Source organism: Pseudomonas sp. PA-1-6B (assembly GCF_021609545.1).
GTDB classification, from domain to species: domain Bacteria; phylum Pseudomonadota; class Gammaproteobacteria; order Pseudomonadales; family Pseudomonadaceae; genus Aquipseudomonas; species Aquipseudomonas fluorescens_BV.
In genome coordinates this window covers 46,766-65,318 of sequence record NZ_WJZM01000001.1, presented here as the reverse complement: position 1 = coordinate 65,318, position 18,553 = coordinate 46,766, and the positions used below count along the sequence as shown (strand labels likewise).

The following is an 18,553-nucleotide window of genomic DNA, read 5'->3' as shown; positions in this document are numbered from 1 at the left end:
AACTGCTGCACAAAATGGCTGTTTCGTGACAGCTGTTACCAACCGATTGTGCATAAGCATCTGGCGCCACGCGCATAACGGGCGCTTTATGCGGTCTGTTTTGGCGCCTTCAGCCACAGGCAAACCTCGTTGATATCATCACTGGCCAGCCGTTTCGCCACGTTATCCAGCGGGTCGGACGAGTAGGCCAACGCCTCATTGATGGCCATATCGCGATGAACTTCCAACGGGTCTTTGCCCAAGCGATGCTTGAACGCCTCGACCATGTCCAGGCTGAAGGGGTTACTCTCATCCACCTGGTTAATCACCACCTGCACAACCGGCGGGCGCTCGCCCTCAAGGTGCGGAGCGAGCAGCAGGTCCAGATGATCCAGGGTCCCAAGGCAAGCAGCGTCCGCCTGCACGATGACCAGCACCACATCGGCAACGCTCAACGCTTGATGGAAATAGACGTTATTACCCGCGGGCGTATCGATGATCACCGTGTGCCGCTTGCTGAGCCCCAGGCACCCAAGACGCTGCGCCAGCCAACCGGGCTCCTGCTTGAGCCAGCGCTCGAGGCTTTCCTGCTGTTGGATATCGATATCGCCGAAGGTCATCACCTGGCAACCGGCAAAGCCCAACTGCTGCAAGGGCGCCCATTGCCCATGCTCCAGACTGGTGCGGCCGATTCCGGCCAAGGTGGAACTGACCCCAAAGTGATGATGCAAGGCATTCTGCGGGTCCAGGTCCAACGCCAACACCGACTCGCCCAGGCGCTGCAACCCACTGCTCAAGGCCGTGACCAGCGTGCTGCGGCCCACACCGCCATTGATAGACACCAACGCCACTATTTTAGGGCGCAGCTCCGGGGCATTGATGGGCTGTTGGTGGATACTTTCGTCAGGAACACTGCCGAAAAAGTGCATTCTTGCATTGATGCCGTCGGCATCATGGATAACGTCTTTGCCAAACAACGCCAGAATTTCTTTGCTTAGGCTCATAGCCTGCTCCTCACGACGCAGCTTAAAGACGTGAAGGTCAGCAAGTGCGGGCACTTGCCGCAGGTCTTTTTATAGGCGCCCTTATTGTGGGCATTCTGTGACAAAGGGTTTGAAGTGTCATTATTTTGCTGTTTTTATGCTCGGTTTTTTAGATGGACGGTAGACAGTCAATTTAATGGCTTTTCAGCGTGTGTTTTTCCACAGGCTTGCAACCTGTGAAAACGTGCCCAAGACAGCCTAATCGCAAGAAACCTCCGACTTTGCAAAAATAGTCAGAATTCAGGGGTTTACAGAACCTTTCCAATCGCTATAATCGTCGCCCTAACACGCCGGTATAGCTCAGTTGGTAGAGCAACTGACTTGTAATCAGTAGGTCCCGGGTTCGACTCCTGGTGCCGGCACCATACAAGGTTCCAGAGAAGGCTTTCAAAATCTCTGGAACCCCCGAAAAACCCGCCTTCTGGCGGTTTTTTTCGTTTTGGCGTTCCGTCGGATTCCGCCAAAATCTTATGGATACCAGCCGAAAACCACCTCGATTTTCACGGGCAATCATCCGCCCTGCCCGCCCCATCCTTCATCAGCAGGCCTGCACACAAATCAGCGACGAACTGGGGCATGGTCGTCTCGACGTGATATCGGCTTATAACGATGATCGAGCACGAGCAAAACATTCGACATGGCGCTGTTCCTGGCGGATCTTCTCACCGGGTCGCATGCCATTCGCGAACGTCACCTACGCCAAGCAAAGACCATTCAAGCGAAGATCTCTAATCGCTTGCACAAAGATAATCCATGGACCTGGCAGCGAAAGCATCTCGCATGGTTTCTAAACCGTCACGTGAACCAGCACGCTGAATCGACGCGCTATTACTGGCTACTGACCGCGCATTTGCTCACTCTTCGCTTAGGAAAATTCAACCTATAGATGAAGGTCAAAAACCGGTCAAAAGCAGGCTGATGGTGTAAGTGGTTCAATTGACGTGTGAGGTTGTTTGGCTACTCGCTCGAAGTCATTGAACGAGTAGGGCTGCGTAAAAAATCAGACATCCACTGGCCACGTTCCGCGCCGCACCATTTCCCGCACCCGATCAGCACCATTGGCGCGTACCAGCAATTCCATACGGGCTTTTTCGATGTCCTCGGCACTCCATTGCTCGGTGGCCATGGTGGCTTTTTCGTGAGACCAGCCATTGTCGTAGTGACGAACCACATACTGCTGTTGGTATGCCCACATCTCGGTGCCCGGAATCGGGGTCACGATAAACGGGTTGGCGTAGGCCATGCCTGCGCCCATAAGGCTGACGGCATAGTCAATGGTATTACCGATTTGCCCCAGGCTTTCGATGAACGGCTGTTCGGCAGCCGAGGCCGGCGGGTTGACGAAGCCGAGCATGAAGCCGCCCGTCACCTGAATTCCGCACTCGGTAAACATCTGGATGATCTCAAAGGTTGCCTGCTGAATCGCGTTGAAACGCGACTTGTTGGAGTTCACCAGGCTCTCTTCGTTGGCGCTCTCCACCGCAAGGTAAATGTTGTAGCAACCGTTGTCGGCGATTGAACGGATAAACGTCTTCGCCGTGAGACCGCCGCGAATGGCAGCGATGACGTTGCGGTAGTGCGGGCTTTTGAGTTCCTGCTCATCAAGTTCCGCCAGAAATCGCTCGCCCTTGTGCAGCAGCACCAGATTGAACAGGCTCAGCCCACCTTCCTCGACCCACGGCAAATGGTGTTTCTTCAACAGCTTGCCGACCTCCATAGCGTACAGCGGGTCATGCATCAAGTGATCGTCTTCGATCAACACTTCGGTTACGCCTTGTTTGACCAAATCCGCCAGATGCAGGTCGAACCAGTCCAGCCCCAATGCCCGCCAGGGGCCGTTGATTTTGGGGATATAGCAGAAGTTGCAATTGACGTTGCAGCCTATGGTGGAAAAGATCTGCGCCCAGGCGCCGGTCTTGCGCACCCGCGCACCGGAGGAATGATAGGGCTGCAAGTAGTTGTTCATGTTCAGGAAACTGAAATCCGGCAACGGCATGACGCCCAGGCGCTCATCCAGATCCTGCCGGGCCGGGACAATGCTCAAGTAGCTGGATTTGCGCGTCGGTCGAACTAGTTGGCCACTGTAGCTGCGATAGGCAATGCCCGGCACCGCGTCGACATTGCCGCCTTCATGGGTGACCGCGTCGAGCAGCAGCGTGAAGGCGCGATCCGCTTCGTTGATCAGGGTGAAATCGAAAGGCGAGTCCAGCAAGGCATTCTGCCAGTCACCGCTGGAATGGGCACCGCCCGTCACCAGCAGCAAATTTGGATCGATGGATTTCACCAGGTCGGCCAGCGCCCGGGCGTTGCCCCATTGCACGGTGTAGTTGCACTGGATGCCGACGATGTCCGGTTGTGCATCTTCGATGATCTTGCGCATTTGCACATCGGTGAGGCCATAGCGGACCAAATGGCCCTGATCGACGTTTACCAGAGTGTTTTCCTGGGACCAGCCGGCGAATGGCGCGTCGACGATCTGCACGTCGTAGCCGGCGCGCTTGGCCACCGTGGCGATGCGCAACAGGCCAATGGGCGTGCCGGCGCGTTTCATTACTTCGAACGTGTCGATGCCGATGTCGGCAAATGCGCTGCCCAGCGGTACCGGCTCAATCAGCCGCGTGTAAGGCGGCACGAACAGCAACACACGTGGCGCTTCGCCATTTGCGCGGCGGCGAATGCCGCTGCGGCTGGACTTCAATGACGGTAGTCCCAGATGCTGGAGCGCAGGACGAGTGGGCGCCACGCTGAACCGTGGCAGGTCGCGTTCAATTCTTGTGGCGCCTTCAGAGGCAATCAGGTCCATCTCAAAGCTCCTTTACAACAGTGATGTCGGCTTTGGGCTGGCCTGTTTTCGAGGTGGCGATAACGGCGCCGACGATAATCAGCAGTGTGGGAATAATCAGGATCGGGCTGGCATGGCTTTGCCCTATGGCCACCAGCAGCAGGGTCGAGATCAGGGGGGCCAGATAGGAGAGAGCGCCGAGCATCGCCAGGCTGCCGTGCTTGGTGGCGTGGTCCCAGGCGAAAAACGCCAGGCCCACCGGCCCCAGGCCAAGGCCGACGATGGCCGCCCATTGCCCGGCGCTTGGAATGACCGCGGTTTCAAACGCCAGATGGCAGGCCAGGCCGGCCACTGCGACGAGGCCACAGATGCCACCAATGATGCTGCTTGGCACGTCACTGAAACGGCGGTTGATCACCGAATAGGACGACCAGACCAGCGCGCAGGCGAAGGCGGCCAGGTAGCCGGCTACCGGCATGGCGGCGGCTTCATCCGAGGCGCGCTGTTGCATGATGAACGCCGTACCGGCCAACCCCAGCAGCGCGCCGAGTAACTGGCGTTTGCGCAGCCGTTCCCCCACGCTGAAGGCCGAGAGCAGCACAATCAACAGTGGCCACAGGTAGGCGATCAGGCTCGCCTCGGCAACCGGGGCAGCCTTGAGGGCGAAAAAATACAGCGCGTGGTAGGCGAATATCCCTAGAAAACCGACCGCCCATACCGACCAGGGCTGACGCCAGCTGCGAAACCCCGCCATGCCGTTGCGGCCAAGGATGCACAGGCTCGCTACAAACGCGACGGCAAAACTCAGGGTCAGCAGTTGGAAGGGTGGAATGCCCTCGGTGAGGCTGGTCAGCAACGCCAGGCATGACCACAGGAACACCGCGATCACGCCGATGGCGGTGGCCGAGGCTGCGGCTCTGACAGACGCCTGTGTTTTGGCAGTGTGCGTCACTTCGGTCATCTACGCCCCGTCTGATTTATCCTTGTCGGTGGGGCAATCATAGAAAGGTCCGGCCGGGCGGGTATTGATGAGCACTGCTGAAGATTTGTTCAGGCCTGCCGGATTCACCTTACCCGCGAACTTCGTCGCACCGTGGCCGGGGTCAGGTCGCGGTTCTTTTTCAGGGCGTGGGTGAGTGCGCTTTGATCGGCATAACCGACGCGGTGGGCGATCTCGGTGATCGACAGCGCGGTTTCGCACAGCAAGTCGATGGCACGGTTGAGACGCAAGGTGGCGATATGCGCAAAAGGCGTGCTATTCAAATGCCGAGCGAACAGCACGTAGAGTTGCCGCTCGCTGGTGCCTGCCACCCGTGCAATCTCGGTGGCGCTAAGCCGGCTGTCCAGATGGCTTTCGATGTAAGCGAGTGCCCGTGCCAGGGTGAACTGACCATGCTCAGGGATGATTCCGGGCGGCAGCGTCAGCGAAGACAGCAGCAAAGTACTCCAAGACTCCGCCACCTGAGGTGAACTGGTCAGCAAGGGCGCGCTGCGGCTGGCGTAATCGAGTAAATGGCGGATTTCCGGGCCTATTGGGAAAAAGCGTTTGTCGGCCTGGAGTCTGGTCGACAGGTCGAGATTCTTGGGCCCGCCGAAGGTCGTGGCCGGCACGTCGAGTACCAGAAAGGTATTGGCCTTTTGCGCCAGAAACGCATGGCGAGCACCGGCAGGAATTACCACGCCCTGACTCCAGTCGACCTTGCCGGCCCGACCGTCGACTTCGATGTCCATGGAGCCGGACTGCGGCAGCACGAGCTGATGAAAGTCGTGATCGTGCAATTCGACTTGGCCCGAATACGAACGAAGGGCCAGTGAAACCGCTGGGTTATCGTGACTGCCCATAGCGCCTCTCCGTTGGCTCAGGTTCACATCATGCCTGAGTCAGAGAACCCGGTGCCACTCCCGCGAGCGCTCAGGGGAGATGCGACGGGTCATCGGCAAGAACTCGTGCGGGGCGCGGGCTGATTTCATCGCGGGCGAGCCCGGCGCCCACAGAGCGAAGCCCTGGCCTGGATAGGCCAGGGCTTTTTACGAATGACGACCCATGCGCCCATAGTGATATGGCACTTAGCCACTTTTCCAATTGACACCCCCTCCCCACTCCGTTAAAAACCCCGCCTTGCTTGCGTTTTTATCGAGACATGGATGTTGTCCAAACCCCCGCTGTTCAAATACCGCCGCTATTGGCTGGCGGTCATCATCGTGTTGCTGGCGATTCTTGATCCTTTCGGCCTGGCCAGTTCCAGCGACAAGGCGTCGGCGCAGTGGCTCAATCGTATGTTCGCCAGTCACTACCCGAGCCTTGGGCAGCAGCGGGTGGCGGTGGTGTTGATCGATGATGCCTACCTGATGCGCAATAACAGTTCGTGGCCTATGCCTTATGGCGAGCAGAGCAAGTTGTTCAAGCGCTTGCTGGCGTACAAGCCCCAGGCGGTGTTTGTGGATTTGCTTTATAGCCACGACCACTCGTTTGGCGACCCGACGCGGGGCAGCCAGTTGCTGGCGAATGTGTTTGAGCGTTATCAACGCCAAGGCATCCCGTTGTGGCTGGCCAATACTGGGTTGACTCGGGCAGAGGCGGGCCAGGCGAATACGCTGGCGCCGTTCATGCAGGTGAGCCAGCCGGCGCTGGTTGTATGGGAAGGGGTGGATGACAAGTATCCACTGGCGATGCGCACACAGGCAGGGCTGATGGAAACTCCCGCCCTGTCGCTGTATCGAGTGTTCTGTGCCACGCAGCACTGCAAGCAGCCGCCGGTGGATGTGCAAGCCGCTGCGCAGCGCCAGCCCATCGCCGTGCAGTGGGGGCTGAAGCTGGCGCCCGAACAGGCACGTATTGCCGATATCCGCCACTGCGCGCCGGCACGGCATTTTTTGCTGGATGGGGTGGCGCAGTTATTTCAGGCGGTGTTCTGGAAGCTCGACGACTCGGCCCAGGCGCGATGCCCTTATACGCTGACGTTGTCGGCCAGTGACCTGGAGGTCAGCGACCCCGATGACCAGGCATTGGTCGCCGAGTTACTGCGCGACCGCCTGGTGTTGGTGGGCGCCAATATCGCTTCCACCGGTGACTTGGTGGAGTCGCCGGTACACGGCCAACTCCCTGGCGTTTACCTGCACGCCATGGCGCTGGACAACCTGATCAATGCGGGCATGGACTACGACCATGAACCGGCCAATTTCCCCCACCTGCCGTTCAATTGGCTAGACCTGCTGGAGCTCGGGCTGTTGGCGTTGATCGCCGTGCTCAAGGCGCTGCACGCACGTCGCCTGGCGGGCCATCGCACCTGGAGCCGTTGGCGGCGCCAGGAAATCTGGTTTTTTACCTCGCCGTGCCCGTCGTGGCTGTTGGTGATGTCGATGTTGACGGGGGTCAGTGTGTTGCTGAGCCTCAATGACATCACCCCGGTCAACGTGCTGGGCATTGTGTTGCTGTCGTTGGTGCTGTTCAGCGAGCGGATCGAAGCCTTCTTCGACCGCGATCGCTGAGTGCACCGCTCTGCTATCTGACTCAAGGAAACCAAGGATGAACAGAAGCCTCATCGTCTTGCTCGCCGCCCTCTTCACCCAGGGCGCCTGGGCAGAAACCCACAGTATCAAGGCGTTCCTCGCCGACCCGGTGACAGTGCTGGACGAGCAGGGCAAGCAACAACGTGAGCTGGCGAAAAAGGACGCGCCCACCCAGCCCCTGCCGGTATTGCAGTACAACCAGGCGCTGGACCTGGTGCAGGTAGAGCTGGCAGGCCAGAAGGTGTGGCTGGACACCATGGATTTGCGCATCGAACCCCCGCTGAACGTCGTCGACCTGCCCTGCCAGGGCCTGACCAAAAGCCAGGCCAAGGACAGCCGCAACAACTCCACCATCGGTTTTGGTGCCGGCTGCAATCAATAAAAGGAGCGTTGCGGTGAAGGGATATCTAGTAGCAGCCAGCCTGTTGGCCAGTTCGGTGCTCAGTGGTTGCGCCACCATGAAAGGCGCAGACCAGGCGTTTATGAACCTGGTGGGGCCCTCGACCCAGTCCCGGGTTCAGGGCCATTACGTGGATAACAGCGACGTACGCCAGTATTACAAGCTCGACCCACAGCGCCAGAGCCAGCAGCGTTTGAGCTACGACGGGCGTGCGGTACCGGCCGCTGAAGCGCGCCAGCAGAACCTGGTGGATATCCCGATGCTGCAAGGCTACTTGCAGGGCATCGTCACGCGCTTGTCCAAGGGCTGGCCGGGGGAGTTGCCGCCGCTGCAGGTGAAGATCACCGACAGCTATGGCTTCGGGCCGTCGGCAGACCCCTACGGCAACCTGTTCGTGCCGCTGGGCATGCTGGACAACGTCGCCAGCGAAGACGAAATCGCCGCGATGCTGGGCCATGAAATGAGCCACGTATTGCTGCATCACCATGACCGCATGGCCGCTTTCCAGCAGCAGAAAGACATGTTCACCACCGTCGCCTCCACGGTCGCCTTGGCCACCATGGCTGCCGATACGGGCGTGGACCGCAGCTCCGGTACGATGAAACTGTTCAGCAAGGACCCGGCCGGCACCCAGAAGACCATCGGTAATACCGTGCTGTATACCGCACTGGCCAATACCTTTTCCGACCAGGTTTGGAGCACCGCCTGGGGCCGCAGCCAGGAAGACCAGGCCGACTTGCTGGGCACCGACTTGATGATCCGTGCCGGTTACGCGCCGCGAGCCGCCACCCATAGTCTGGAGCGCCTCAATGACTTCCAGGGCAAGCAGAAGCCCTTGCTCACGGGGTTCCTCACGGCGCGCAAGAATGCCATGCAGGATTCGCTGCAGCAGTTCAATCTCAACCAGTTCACCAAAGAGCTGGACGTGCTGGTCAAGGATGGCTTGACCACCGGCATCACCGCGACCAGCCAATACTTCAACCGCTCACATATGTCGGCGATGGACCGCGACACCGAGCTGCGCCAGTACTTGCAACGCGAGTATCGCCAGGAACGCCGCGCCCGGGTCAACCCGCAAAGCTGGTCGAAAATGAAGAGCACGCCTCAGGTGGCGAAGGCTTTGCAGGGCTATAAAGACGCGTACTTCGCAATTGATGCCCTGGAGAAAAACAAGGTGCCGCAGGCTGACGCTTTCATCCGCAAGGCTCTGGCCTCGCCGGTAAAAGACCAGCCGAGCATTCGGCGCACCGCCTATACCGTGCGCCTGGCCCAAGGCAAAAACAGCGAAGCGGTGAAAGAGTTGCAGGCGATCAAGGACTGGTCCCTGGCAGGGCCTTCCACCTATGACTTGATGATCAGCTACCACCTCAAGCGCGGTGACGGGCAATCGGCACTGGCGATGATCGACAAGGCAGAACGCAACCTGGGCTCGGAAGAACTGTTTATTACCGAGAAGCTGTTGGCCAACCAGCAACTGCAGAATGCGCAGCAGGTGCAAAGCGTACTGCGCAAATGCGAGCAGTACCCGACGCGCAAAGAGAACTGCAAAAAGCTCGCACCGGTCAAAGCCTGACGCCCCCGCGAGCGGACAATAAAAAACCCCGAACCAGTCGGGGTTTTTTATCGCCTGGCATCAGGCACGACATTCGATCAATTAGAAAACGTTGATCGGGTAGTCGGCGAACAGACGGATTTCGTTACCGCCTACGTTGTAGTTGCTGGCGTTGTTGGAAACGCGCAACCACGAGGCACGGGCACGCAGGCTCAGGTCTTTGGCTGGGCCGCTCTGTACCACGTACTTGAACTGGTTCCAGATTTCACGCTCGGTGCCATCGCCACGGCCAGTGCCGTCGTCGATGTTGGTGCCGCGCACGTAGGCAATGTTGTAGGTCAGGCCCGGTACGCCGAAGGTGGCGAAGTCGATGCCATAACCTGCTTGCCAGGAGCGCTCGTCCTTGCCGTTGAAGTCGGACCAGTAGGAGTTGGCCAGCAGGATGGTATTGCCACCGTCGCCAATGCCGCCAGCGTTGCGGTAGCCACCGTACAGGTAGCCGGTGTCACCGGTGCTGCGCTGGTGAGCGAGTGTGAAGCTGTGCGCGCCAACGGCCCAGGTAGCGCCCAGGCTCCAGATCTTGTTGTCGCGAGCGTCCGCATCACCTTGGTTTTCCAGGGCGAAGCTGCGGTCCAGCTTGGTTTTGTAGCCATTGAAGTCAAATGTCAGCGACTGTTGTTCTGGCAGGGCCAGCACGTAGTTGACGTTGACGTATTGCTTCTTCAGCACGTCCTGCATGTCGGAGGCGTACAAAGCAGCCGACAGGCTTTCGGTGAATTTGTAGCTACCACCGATGTAATTGATGCTCTTCAAGCGGCCGCTATCGCTGCCCTCGGCGCTCTTGCGAGCTTCCTTGGTGAAGTGACCAGCATCCAGTTGCAGGCCGGCGATCTCTTTGGAAACGATCGAGGTGCCCTCGTAGGTTTCCGACAGCAGGCGCGAGTTGTCGTATTGCAGGACCGGCACGGCCGGCATCTGCTGACCGTATTTGATCACGGTGTTGGAGATACGCGCCTTGACGGCTGCGCCGCCTTTGGCCAGGTCGTTGGCGGCTTCTCCGCTGTCACCTTGCTTGAAGAAGTCGATACCGCCAGCGCCGCTGCGACCTTTACCACCATCCAGGCGGATAGCGTATTGGCCAATCACATCCACACCCACACCGACGGTGCCTTGGGTGAAGCCGGACTCGAACTTGCCGATGAAGCCTTGGCCCCATTCAGCTTTGTCCTGCTTGCCGTTTTTGTAGTCACGGCTGATGTAGGCGTTACGTGCTGCGATGTTCAGGTGGCTGTCTTCAACGAAACCCTTGGATTGCTCCTGGTCGTTTGCCATTGCTGTCGATGCGCTCAAAATCCCCAGAGCGATCAGACTCATCCGTTGCTTCAACATTTTCTTATATTCCTTATTACGGGTTGAGTACGCGCTGTGACACCAGGCTCCTGTTGCTTTTCTGGTGTCGACCTCGCCAGCAAAAAGAAGGCCCGCGGACGACTGAACTGCCGCGGGCCTTTTTTTATTGGATTTAGTCATGGTGGTTAGCCACAGGCGTTGGGCGCAATCCTATGCGGGCGTTGAACTATGTGTCAATTTCGTGAATCGTCTGTATTTAGGCGATATTCGTCTAAGCGGCGGGCTAAAGCGGCGGGATGAAAGCGTTGAAAACACCTTGATCAGCCTTTGGAAACACATTAAGTAACAAATCCGTATGCAATGCGTTAGGGAATAGATAACGCGCGCAAATGCAAAGCATTACCATTCGCGCACAATTTTCCTGCCATGTCATTTGGATACACTCCCATGCCTGCCCCTCGCCTGACGCCTCTCTCCCTTGGGCTCTCTGTCCTGCTGTCTGCTGGTTTTGCCGGTGCGGCCACGGTCCTGCCCGAAACCTCGATCAGCGTGGAAGCAGACGAAGACGACCCACGGGTCAAAGAGACCAGCACCGCCACACGCACCGCGACGGCTGTTCGCTATGTGCCCCAGGCGATCGACTCAGTCAAAACCGAAAGCCTGCGTTCCTATGGCACCAACGACCTGGGCCAGGCGTTGAGCGGTATCCCCAACGTCAGCAGCGGCGCCGATACACGCTTCGACAGCCTGCGCATACGCGGTTTCGACGCCAGCAATGACTTCTATCTGGATGGCATTCGCGACGACAGCCAGTACGTACGTGACCTGCATAACATCGAGCGTATCGAAGTGCTCAAGGGACCGGCCGCCGTGCTTTACGGGCGAGGCGGCCAGGGCGGGATCGTCAACCGGGTGAGCAAACTGCCAACCCCAGGGCAAAAGTCCAGCATCGAAGCCCAAGGCGGCAGCAACGATTTGCGCAGCCTGTATGCCGACCTGAGTACCGACCCCACCGATAACATCAGCCTGCGCCTGAACATGGGCAACCAGGACAACAACAGCTTTCGCGATGGAGTCAGCGGCAACCGCCAGTTGTTCGCGCCGTCGATGAGCTGGCAGCTCACTCCAGAGCTGAACTGGCTGGTGCAATACGAATACAGCCGGTACAACCGCACCCCAGACCGTGGCATTCCTGGTGTCAACGGGCGCCCGGCGGATGTGAGCCGCAGCACCACTTACTTTGATCACGGCGATTACATCGACGATAAGTCCCAGTCCCTGCGTTCCAGACTTGCCTACGAGCTCAACGCCGACTGGCAACTGCGCCACACCCTCGGCGTGTTCAAGCTCGACAGCGATTTCGACAATACCTACCAGACCGGCTATGACCCGAAAACCAACACCGTCAGCCGCCAACACTGGCAGCAGGACCTGACCACCCGAAACGTGTTCAACAACGTGGAGCTGGAGGGCGGTTTCGACACCTTTGGCCTGGAACACCGCCTGCTCACCGGTATTGAGCTGGGCAGCCAGCGCCGTGATCCGAAGCTGTACTCCGCTCGCGATGGCAAGACGGTGCCGAGCCTGGACCTCAACCAACCCAATCGCCGCCTGAGCCACACCGGGAGCATGCGACTGTCGAGTAACAACCACACCGAAGTCGAAAGCCGCGCCCTCTACATACAGGACCAACTGCGCCTGAATGACCAGTGGCAACTGCTGGGCGGGCTGCGTTACGACCGCTTCGAAGTGGACACCACCAACAAGTTGCTCGACATCCAACAGAACGTGAAAAGCCACAGCACCAGCCCGCGCGTCGGCCTGGTGTGGACGCCTCTGGAGCACCACTCGTTCTACGCCTCGTGGAGCAAGACTTTCACCCCAGCAGGCGGCGGCCTGATCGGCATCACGCCGAACGCCACCGGCAACGTCAACGACCTGAGCCCGGAGTTGACCAAGCAAAAAGAAATCGGCGTGAAGAGCGACTGGTTCGATGAGCGCCTGAGCACCACCCTGGCTGTGTACGAACTGGAACTCTACAACCGCCGCACCAGCGACCCGCTGGACCGCACCATTACCCTGCTCACCGGCGAACAACGCTCACGCGGCGTGGAGCTGACCGCCACCGGCAAGATCGTCGACAACTGGTACGTGCGCGGCGGCGTAGGCCTGCAGGACGCCAAGGTCGAGAAGGACAACAACGGCTTTGAGGGCAAACGGATCAGCGACGTGGCCAAGCGCAACGCCAGCCTGTTCATCACCTGGAAGCCGGAGATGGGCTGGTACGCGGAAACCGGTTTGACCCTGGTGGGCGATCGTTACGCCGACAACCTCAACACCGTGGTGTTGCCTGGTTATGGTCGCTGGGACGCGCTGGCCGGGTTCCGTCAGAAAGAATGGGACGTGCGGGCAGCACTGAACAATATCGCTGATAAAAACTACTACGCCTCGGCGACCAGTGCGGCGCAGATTCAACCAGGTGAGCCGCGAAGCCTGGTGGTCACCGGTACCTACAGCTTCTGACACGCCTCATGGGAACCAAAGCCTGCTCCCACACTGGTTAGGCATTGCCACAACATCAGCGCCTGGCACAGATCCCTGTGGGAGCGGGCTTGCCCGCGAAAGCGGCGTGCCAGTCACCACATCTTCAACTGAACCACCGCCATCGCAGGCAAGCCAGCTCCCACACTGGTTAGATATTGTCCAAAAAATCAGCGCCTGGCGCAGATCCCTGTGGAAGCGGGCTTGCCCGCGATAGCGGTGTGCCAGTCAGCCAATCTTCAACTGAGCCACCGCCATCGCAGGCAAGCCAGCTCCCACACTGGTTAGATATTGTCCAAAAAATCAGCGCCTGGCGCAGATCCCTGTGGGAGCGGGCTTGCCCGCGATAGCGGTGTGCCAGTCCCCCAATCTTCAACTGAACCACCGCCATCGCAGGCAAGCCAGCTCCCACACTGGTTAGATATTGTCCAAAAAATCAGCGCCTGGCGCAGATCCCTGTGGAAGCGGGCTTGCTCGCGAAAGCGGTGTGCCAGTCAGCCAATCTTCAACTGAGCCACCGCCATCGCAGGCAAGCCAGCTCCCACACTGGTTAGATATTGTCCAAAAAATCAGCGCCTGGCGCAGATCCCTGTGGGAGTGGGCTTGCCCGCGAAAGCGGTGTGCCAGTCGCCCAATCTTCAACTGAACCACCGCCATCGCAGGCAAGCCATCTCCCACAGTTGGTTTTAGGTGTTCTTTAGTTGCTCATCAACTCGCACAACGCCTGCACTTCGTCGTCCGTAAACAACCCAACCGGGTAGCGCTCACTCATCACGCTGCGCAAATCAGGCAATTGCCTGACCTGTGGCGAGCCGTTCGCCTTCAACCAAAGGGCCAACGCATGGATGGCGTCTGCGTCGACCCGCAAAGGGTGGAACGTACGCGTGTTCATCAGGTGGACATCGGCATTCATTTCAGCGCTCTCTCCTGCTGCGTGAGCGGCTAACTTACTCAAGGTTTGTGACAGAACTGCACGGTCATCCCCCTTGGGCCACTGTAACCACAGCGATACAAGAGCTATGCCAATGTGCCCTGTTCACCGGCATGCAGGCATGAAAAAGCCCGCGACCGGGCTGGGTCGCGGGCTTGCGGGGAACACTGCAAACGCGCGGTGCTCGTAAGCCATCAAGGCGCTGTTACAACTGCACTCACTTTCGCTGCGGAGCTGGCTGCTGTTGGGTCAGGCAATGGATATTGCCCCCACCCAGTAACAATTCGCGGCCCGGCACCATCACCACTTCATGTTGTGGGAACAGGTTCTGCAGGATTTGCTTGGCCTGATCGTCCAACGGGTCATCGAAACTCGGCGCGATGATGCCGCCATTGACGATCAGGAAGTTGACGTAGGAACCGGCCAACCGCACGGTCGGATTACGCTCCTGGCTACCGTCAACCAGGTCTACCCCGGCGCATTCCTCCTCAGTGGCATACAGCGGACCCGGGATCGGCATTTTATGCACAATGAACGAGCGGCCCTGGGCATCGGTGCTGCTTTGCAGCACGTCCATGGCTGCGTGGCAGCGTGGGTAGTTCGGGTCTTGCGGGTCATCGGTCCAGGCCAACAGCACTTCGCCCGGGCGCACGTAGCAGCAGAAGTTATCCACATGGCCGTCGGTTTCGTCGTTGAACAACCCATCCGGCAACCAGATGATCTTGTCTACCGCCAGGTTATCGCTGAGCACCGCCTCAATGGCCGCACGATCAAGGTGCGGGTTGCGGTTGCGGTTCAACAGACATTCTTCGGTAGTGATCAGGGTGCCTTCGCCGTCGACATGAATCGAACCGCCTTCAAGCACGAAGCCTTCAGTGCGGTAACGCGGTGCGCGCTCCATCTCGAGGATCTTGCCTCCCACCTGGGAATCGCGATTCCACGGTGCATACAGACCGCCGTCAAAACCACCCCAGGCGTTGAAGTCCCAGTTCACACCCCGTACTTCACCACTGCCGTTGATCACAAAAGTGGGGCCGGTGTCGCGAACCCAGGCGTCGTCATTGGACATTTCCACCAGGCGGATATTGGGTACGTCCAGGCGGGCACGGGCGTTTTCGTACTGGCTGGCGGAGACCGCGACGGTCACCGGCTCAAAACGTGCGATGGCCTTGGCCACCGCCACATGGGCCGCCTGAGCAGGCTTACCGCCCAGGCGCCAGTTGTCTGGGCGCTCGGGCCAGATCATCCAGGTCTGGGTCTGGGGCGCCCATTCGGCAGGCATGTGAAAGCCATCGGCGCGAGGTGTGCTGTGCAAGGTGGTCATGGCGATCAGGGCTCCGAATGGGGTGAAGGGCAACTTTATAATGGATAAAAATCGGCTTTAATAGCCTAAAAAAATGATAGGTGCTTGCCATCGTAAAAAATACCCGATAACAATCGATAAATCACAGTTGCTCATCCAGCACCTTCGACAGCATGTCCACAAAGAAATCCACGCTGCGTCTGGACGTCACCATCGGCGGCTTGATTTTGAGGATATTCAGATAATCACCGGTAGGCTGCATGAAAATCCCCAGCTCCCGCAGCCGGTCACACAACAAGGCGGTTTCTGCAGTCGCAGGTTCGAGGGTCTGGCGATCGCGCACCAGTTCCAGGCCCAGATAGAAGCCCGAACCGTGCACGGCACCGACAAGTGGATGGCGATCGATCAATTCCTCCAACCGTGCCTTGAAATGCCCACCTACCAGTTGGGCGTTTTCCCACAGCTTTTCCTCTTCCATCACATCCAGGACCGCCATGCCGATCCGGCAACTGACCGGGCTGCCTCCTGATGAGGAGAAGAAGTAACCCTCGGCTTCCAGCGCCTCGGCAATTTCTCGGCGGGTGATCACTGCACCCAACGGCTGGCCGTTGCCCATGCCTTTGGCCATGGTGATGATGTCAGGCACCACACCTTGCTGTTCAAACCCCCAGAAGAAATGCCCCATGCGGCCGTAACCCACCTGCACTTCATCGGCGATGCACACGCCTCCCTGGGCACGGACCAGGCCATACACCTGTTGCAGGTAACCCGGTGGCAGGGAGATGCCGCCGGCATTGCCGTACACCGGCTCACAGATGAACCCGGCCAATTGGCGCTGGCTCGCGGCGATTTTCGCCAGGTTATGCTCCACGCTTCGTACATAGTCCGGCGCGCTGTCCAGCCCGCGAAATTCACCGCGGTAGGTATTGGGCGCGGTCACCGGGTGTACCCAATCCGGGCGGCTGCTCAAGGCCTGGGGGTTATCGGCAATCGACGTGGACACGGCATCCGCCGCCACCGACCAGCCGTGATAGGCCTCCAGCACGCTGAGCATGTCGCGCCCGCCGCTGTAGGCCCAGGCCAAACGAATCGCCAGGTCATTGGCCTCGGTGCCGCTGTTGACCAGGAACACCCGGTCCATGCCCTCCGGCGCCAACGCCAGCAGGCGCTCGGAGAACTCGGCAATCGCCGCATAGTGAAACCGCGAGTTGGTGTTGAGCAACGACCACTGCCGAGCCGCCACTTCAGCCATGCGCGGGTGGCCATGGCCCAGCACGGCCACGTTGTTGAGCATGTCGAGGTAGGATCGGCCCTGCATATCGATCAGGTGGTTACGCCAGCCGCGCTCGATACGCGGTGGGTCGGCGTAGTAGTGCTTCTGGGAGCGGGCAAAGCTGGCATCACGCCTGGCCAGCAGGGCCTCTGGGTCCAGTTCCGGCTCCGCATCACAGGCCAGGCCCAACAGCGCTGCGGGTGACGGGCACAACGCCTGCCACGCCAACGCCCGGGAAGGTGTGCAGAACAGCGGTGGCTCAAGGTCGGCGCGGCATAACTGCACAGTCAACGGCGCGTGAACCTCGCCCAGCACCTGCCCTTTGACCAAGGTTGCGCCCGGCTTGAGTGATGTGCGCACGCCCCACAAGCGCAGGCTCAGGCCGCCGTCGTGCAAACACAGCAAGCCGTCGGTACCTTCGCGCAGCATTCCCGCAAAGGGTGCTTCCAGCACCGTGCCGTGGGGCAGATGCAGTTCGACATGCAGGGGGAAGGTCTCGGGCTCTAGCGCACTGTCGGGGCGGGTGCGCGACAAGCGGTATTGCCCATAACGACTGGCCGCCAGCCCATGCACCGTCGCCGCTTGATCCAGCAAGCGCCGATCGATGCCGGGAGTCTCCCAATTGCCAGCCTCGAAATGCGGGCTGAGTACGCCCAGGTCGATCAGCGCAAACTCGCGGCCCACCAAGCCTGGCAATAAAGGCGCGAAGTCTTGGTTGGCGACGGGCGGTAATGGTTTGCCGACGCTGCGCAGAATCGCCGCTTGCATGAGTTCGAAGGGCACCGACGTGGCGATATGGAAGATTTCCCACTCGTGTTCGGCGTTTTTCTTTAGATAAACGTTGTCCGGGTCCAGGCGTTGCTGCTGCTCACTGCTGAGCACCAACACCGCCGCGCGAGCGACGATCAACGGCCACAACACCTCCAGCTCTTCGCGCTGCAACGGCGTGACCGCGTGGCAGGCCTGGATCGCCGGCAAGAGGGCAAACGGATCACCGTCGGCATGGTGCAACAACGCCGCGCAGGTCACCGACAGGTCGGCAATTCGCCAGGTGTGCACCAGATCGCCGAAATCGATCACGCCTTGTATGCGCCAGTGCCGCTGGGCATCACGCTGCCACATCACGTTGTCGTCGGTGATGTCCATGTGCACTGCTTGCCAAGGCAGGTGTGCCGCCAACGGCTGGACATGCGCCTCGACCTGCCTGGCCACCTGCTCCAAAGCAGCACGCTGCGGCAGGTCGGGCAAGGTTGCCAGCAGGTGGGTGATCAATGCTTGCGCGTGGCGCGGGTCCCATTGCAGGGTGCGCGCAAGGCCAGGGTGCTCGAAACCTGCCAGCGCGAGGCTCATCTGCCCGCACAGCTCACCAAAGCCTTCGATCACGGTGCGGCTCAGGTGGGGTAACTGCGTCAGGGGCTGGCCGTCGATGTAGTCCAATAGCCGCAGGTGCAGGGTTTGGTCATCGACGTTGACCGTTAGCAACTCCTCACCCGCCAAGGTCTGGATGACCTTGGGCACACGCAGGCTGGCATGTGCGCCCAGGCTGTTGAGCGCTGCGTGCTGGGCCTGGAGTTCAACCGCGGCGTAGTCACCCCGGCAGATTTTCAGAACGAAGCGGCCCCGTGTGCTGTCAATTCTATAGTTGAGGTCTTGCTGACTGCCCAATGAGTGTAATTTGCCCGTTATTCCATAGTGTCGCTCGAGCAGGCATGCTGCTTGCTCGGGGGTTACTTGTGGGCAAGGCAAGCTGGCACGGTGGGTCAACGTGGCTAACGACATTGTGACGACCTTTGTTTTTTCAGGCGTCTATATCGCCATTGTTCAGGGGCACAAGGCAACCCCCAGTAATACAGCGCTTGCACCACCCGGCTCGCACCACTCAAGCTATG

General features: G+C 59.4%; 12 protein-coding genes and 1 tRNA gene. 5 read left to right on the top strand and 8 right to left on the bottom strand.

Annotation, left to right across the window (positions count from 1 at the left end; all coding sequences use genetic code 11):
• Positions 1-86 precede the first annotated feature (86 nt).
• Entirely contained in the window at positions 87-983 is an 897-nt protein-coding gene (gene bcsQ / locus GIV35_RS00290) for a cellulose biosynthesis protein BcsQ (protein ID WP_236264401.1), read from the bottom strand.
• A 328-nt stretch (positions 984-1,311) separates the two neighbouring features.
• Between bcsQ and GIV35_RS00285 the strand changes: the two genes are divergently transcribed.
• A tRNA-Thr gene (locus tag GIV35_RS00285) sits at positions 1,312-1,387 on the top strand.
• 635 nt (positions 1,388-2,022) lie between these two features.
• On the opposite strand, the gene GIV35_RS00275 is transcribed toward GIV35_RS00285, so the two are convergent.
• The 3 genes from GIV35_RS00275 to GIV35_RS00265 all read right to left on the bottom strand — a co-directional run bounded on the left by GIV35_RS00275 (position 2,023) and on the right by GIV35_RS00265 (position 5,646).
• Positions 2,023-3,825: a B12-binding domain-containing radical SAM protein gene (locus tag GIV35_RS00275; RefSeq protein WP_186526734.1), complete on the bottom strand. Its 1,803-nt coding sequence runs from the start codon at positions 3,823-3,825 to the stop codon at positions 2,023-2,025.
• Position 3,826: 1 nt separating this feature from the next.
• The gene (yddG, locus tag GIV35_RS00270; RefSeq protein WP_236264399.1) at positions 3,827-4,765 is read right to left on the bottom strand and encodes an aromatic amino acid exporter YddG; all 939 of its coding nucleotides are present in this window, start codon (positions 4,763-4,765) and stop codon (positions 3,827-3,829) included.
• A gap of 104 nt (positions 4,766-4,869) precedes the next feature.
• Positions 4,870-5,646 carry a helix-turn-helix domain-containing protein gene (locus GIV35_RS00265; RefSeq protein WP_200648610.1) on the bottom strand — a complete coding sequence of 259 codons (777 nt, stop codon included), beginning with the start codon at positions 5,644-5,646 and terminating at the stop codon, positions 4,870-4,872.
• A gap of 303 nt (positions 5,647-5,949) precedes the next feature.
• Between GIV35_RS00265 and GIV35_RS00260 the strand changes: the two genes are divergently transcribed.
• The 3 genes from GIV35_RS00260 to GIV35_RS00250 are packed head-to-tail and all read left to right on the top strand — an operon-like array spanning position 5,950 to position 9,287.
• Positions 5,950-7,293 carry a CHASE2 domain-containing protein gene (locus tag GIV35_RS00260; RefSeq protein ID WP_223023706.1) on the top strand — a complete coding sequence of 448 codons (1,344 nt, stop codon included), beginning with the start codon at positions 5,950-5,952 and terminating at the stop codon, positions 7,291-7,293.
• A gap of 37 nt (positions 7,294-7,330) precedes the next feature.
• Positions 7,331-7,696, top strand: a complete 366-nt coding sequence (locus GIV35_RS00255; protein ID WP_014716500.1) for a hypothetical protein — start codon at positions 7,331-7,333, stop codon at positions 7,694-7,696.
• Positions 7,697-7,709: 13 nt separating this feature from the next.
• Complete coding sequence (locus GIV35_RS00250; protein ID WP_236264398.1) at positions 7,710-9,287, top strand: M48 family metallopeptidase; 1,578 nt, start codon at positions 7,710-7,712, stop codon at positions 9,285-9,287.
• 81 nt (positions 9,288-9,368) lie between these two features.
• Here the strand turns inward: GIV35_RS00250 and GIV35_RS00245 are convergent, their stop codons facing one another.
• On the bottom strand, positions 9,369-10,655 hold the full coding sequence (locus tag GIV35_RS00245) for an OprD family porin (protein WP_034125518.1): 1,287 nt from the start codon (positions 10,653-10,655) through the stop codon (positions 9,369-9,371).
• A 408-nt stretch (positions 10,656-11,063) separates the two neighbouring features.
• On the opposite strand from GIV35_RS00245, the gene GIV35_RS00240 reads away from it, so the two are divergent.
• Entirely contained in the window at positions 11,064-13,139 is a 2,076-nt protein-coding gene (locus tag GIV35_RS00240; RefSeq protein ID WP_213153936.1) for a TonB-dependent receptor, read from the top strand.
• Between the two features lie 715 nt (positions 13,140-13,854).
• Here GIV35_RS00240 and GIV35_RS00235 read toward each other — a convergent pair.
• The 3 genes from GIV35_RS00235 to GIV35_RS00225 form a co-directional block, all read right to left on the bottom strand.
• A complete protein-coding gene (locus GIV35_RS00235; RefSeq protein WP_200648606.1) occupies positions 13,855-14,070 on the bottom strand; it encodes a hypothetical protein in 216 nt (71 codons plus the stop codon).
• A gap of 235 nt (positions 14,071-14,305) precedes the next feature.
• Complete coding sequence (gene aguA / locus GIV35_RS00230; protein ID WP_034125515.1) at positions 14,306-15,412, bottom strand: agmatine deiminase; 1,107 nt, start codon at positions 15,410-15,412, stop codon at positions 14,306-14,308.
• A 121-nt stretch (positions 15,413-15,533) separates the two neighbouring features.
• The gene (locus tag GIV35_RS00225) at positions 15,534-18,443 is read right to left on the bottom strand and encodes an aminotransferase (protein ID WP_223023488.1); all 2,910 of its coding nucleotides are present in this window, start codon (positions 18,441-18,443) and stop codon (positions 15,534-15,536) included.
• Positions 18,444-18,553 lie beyond the last annotated feature (110 nt).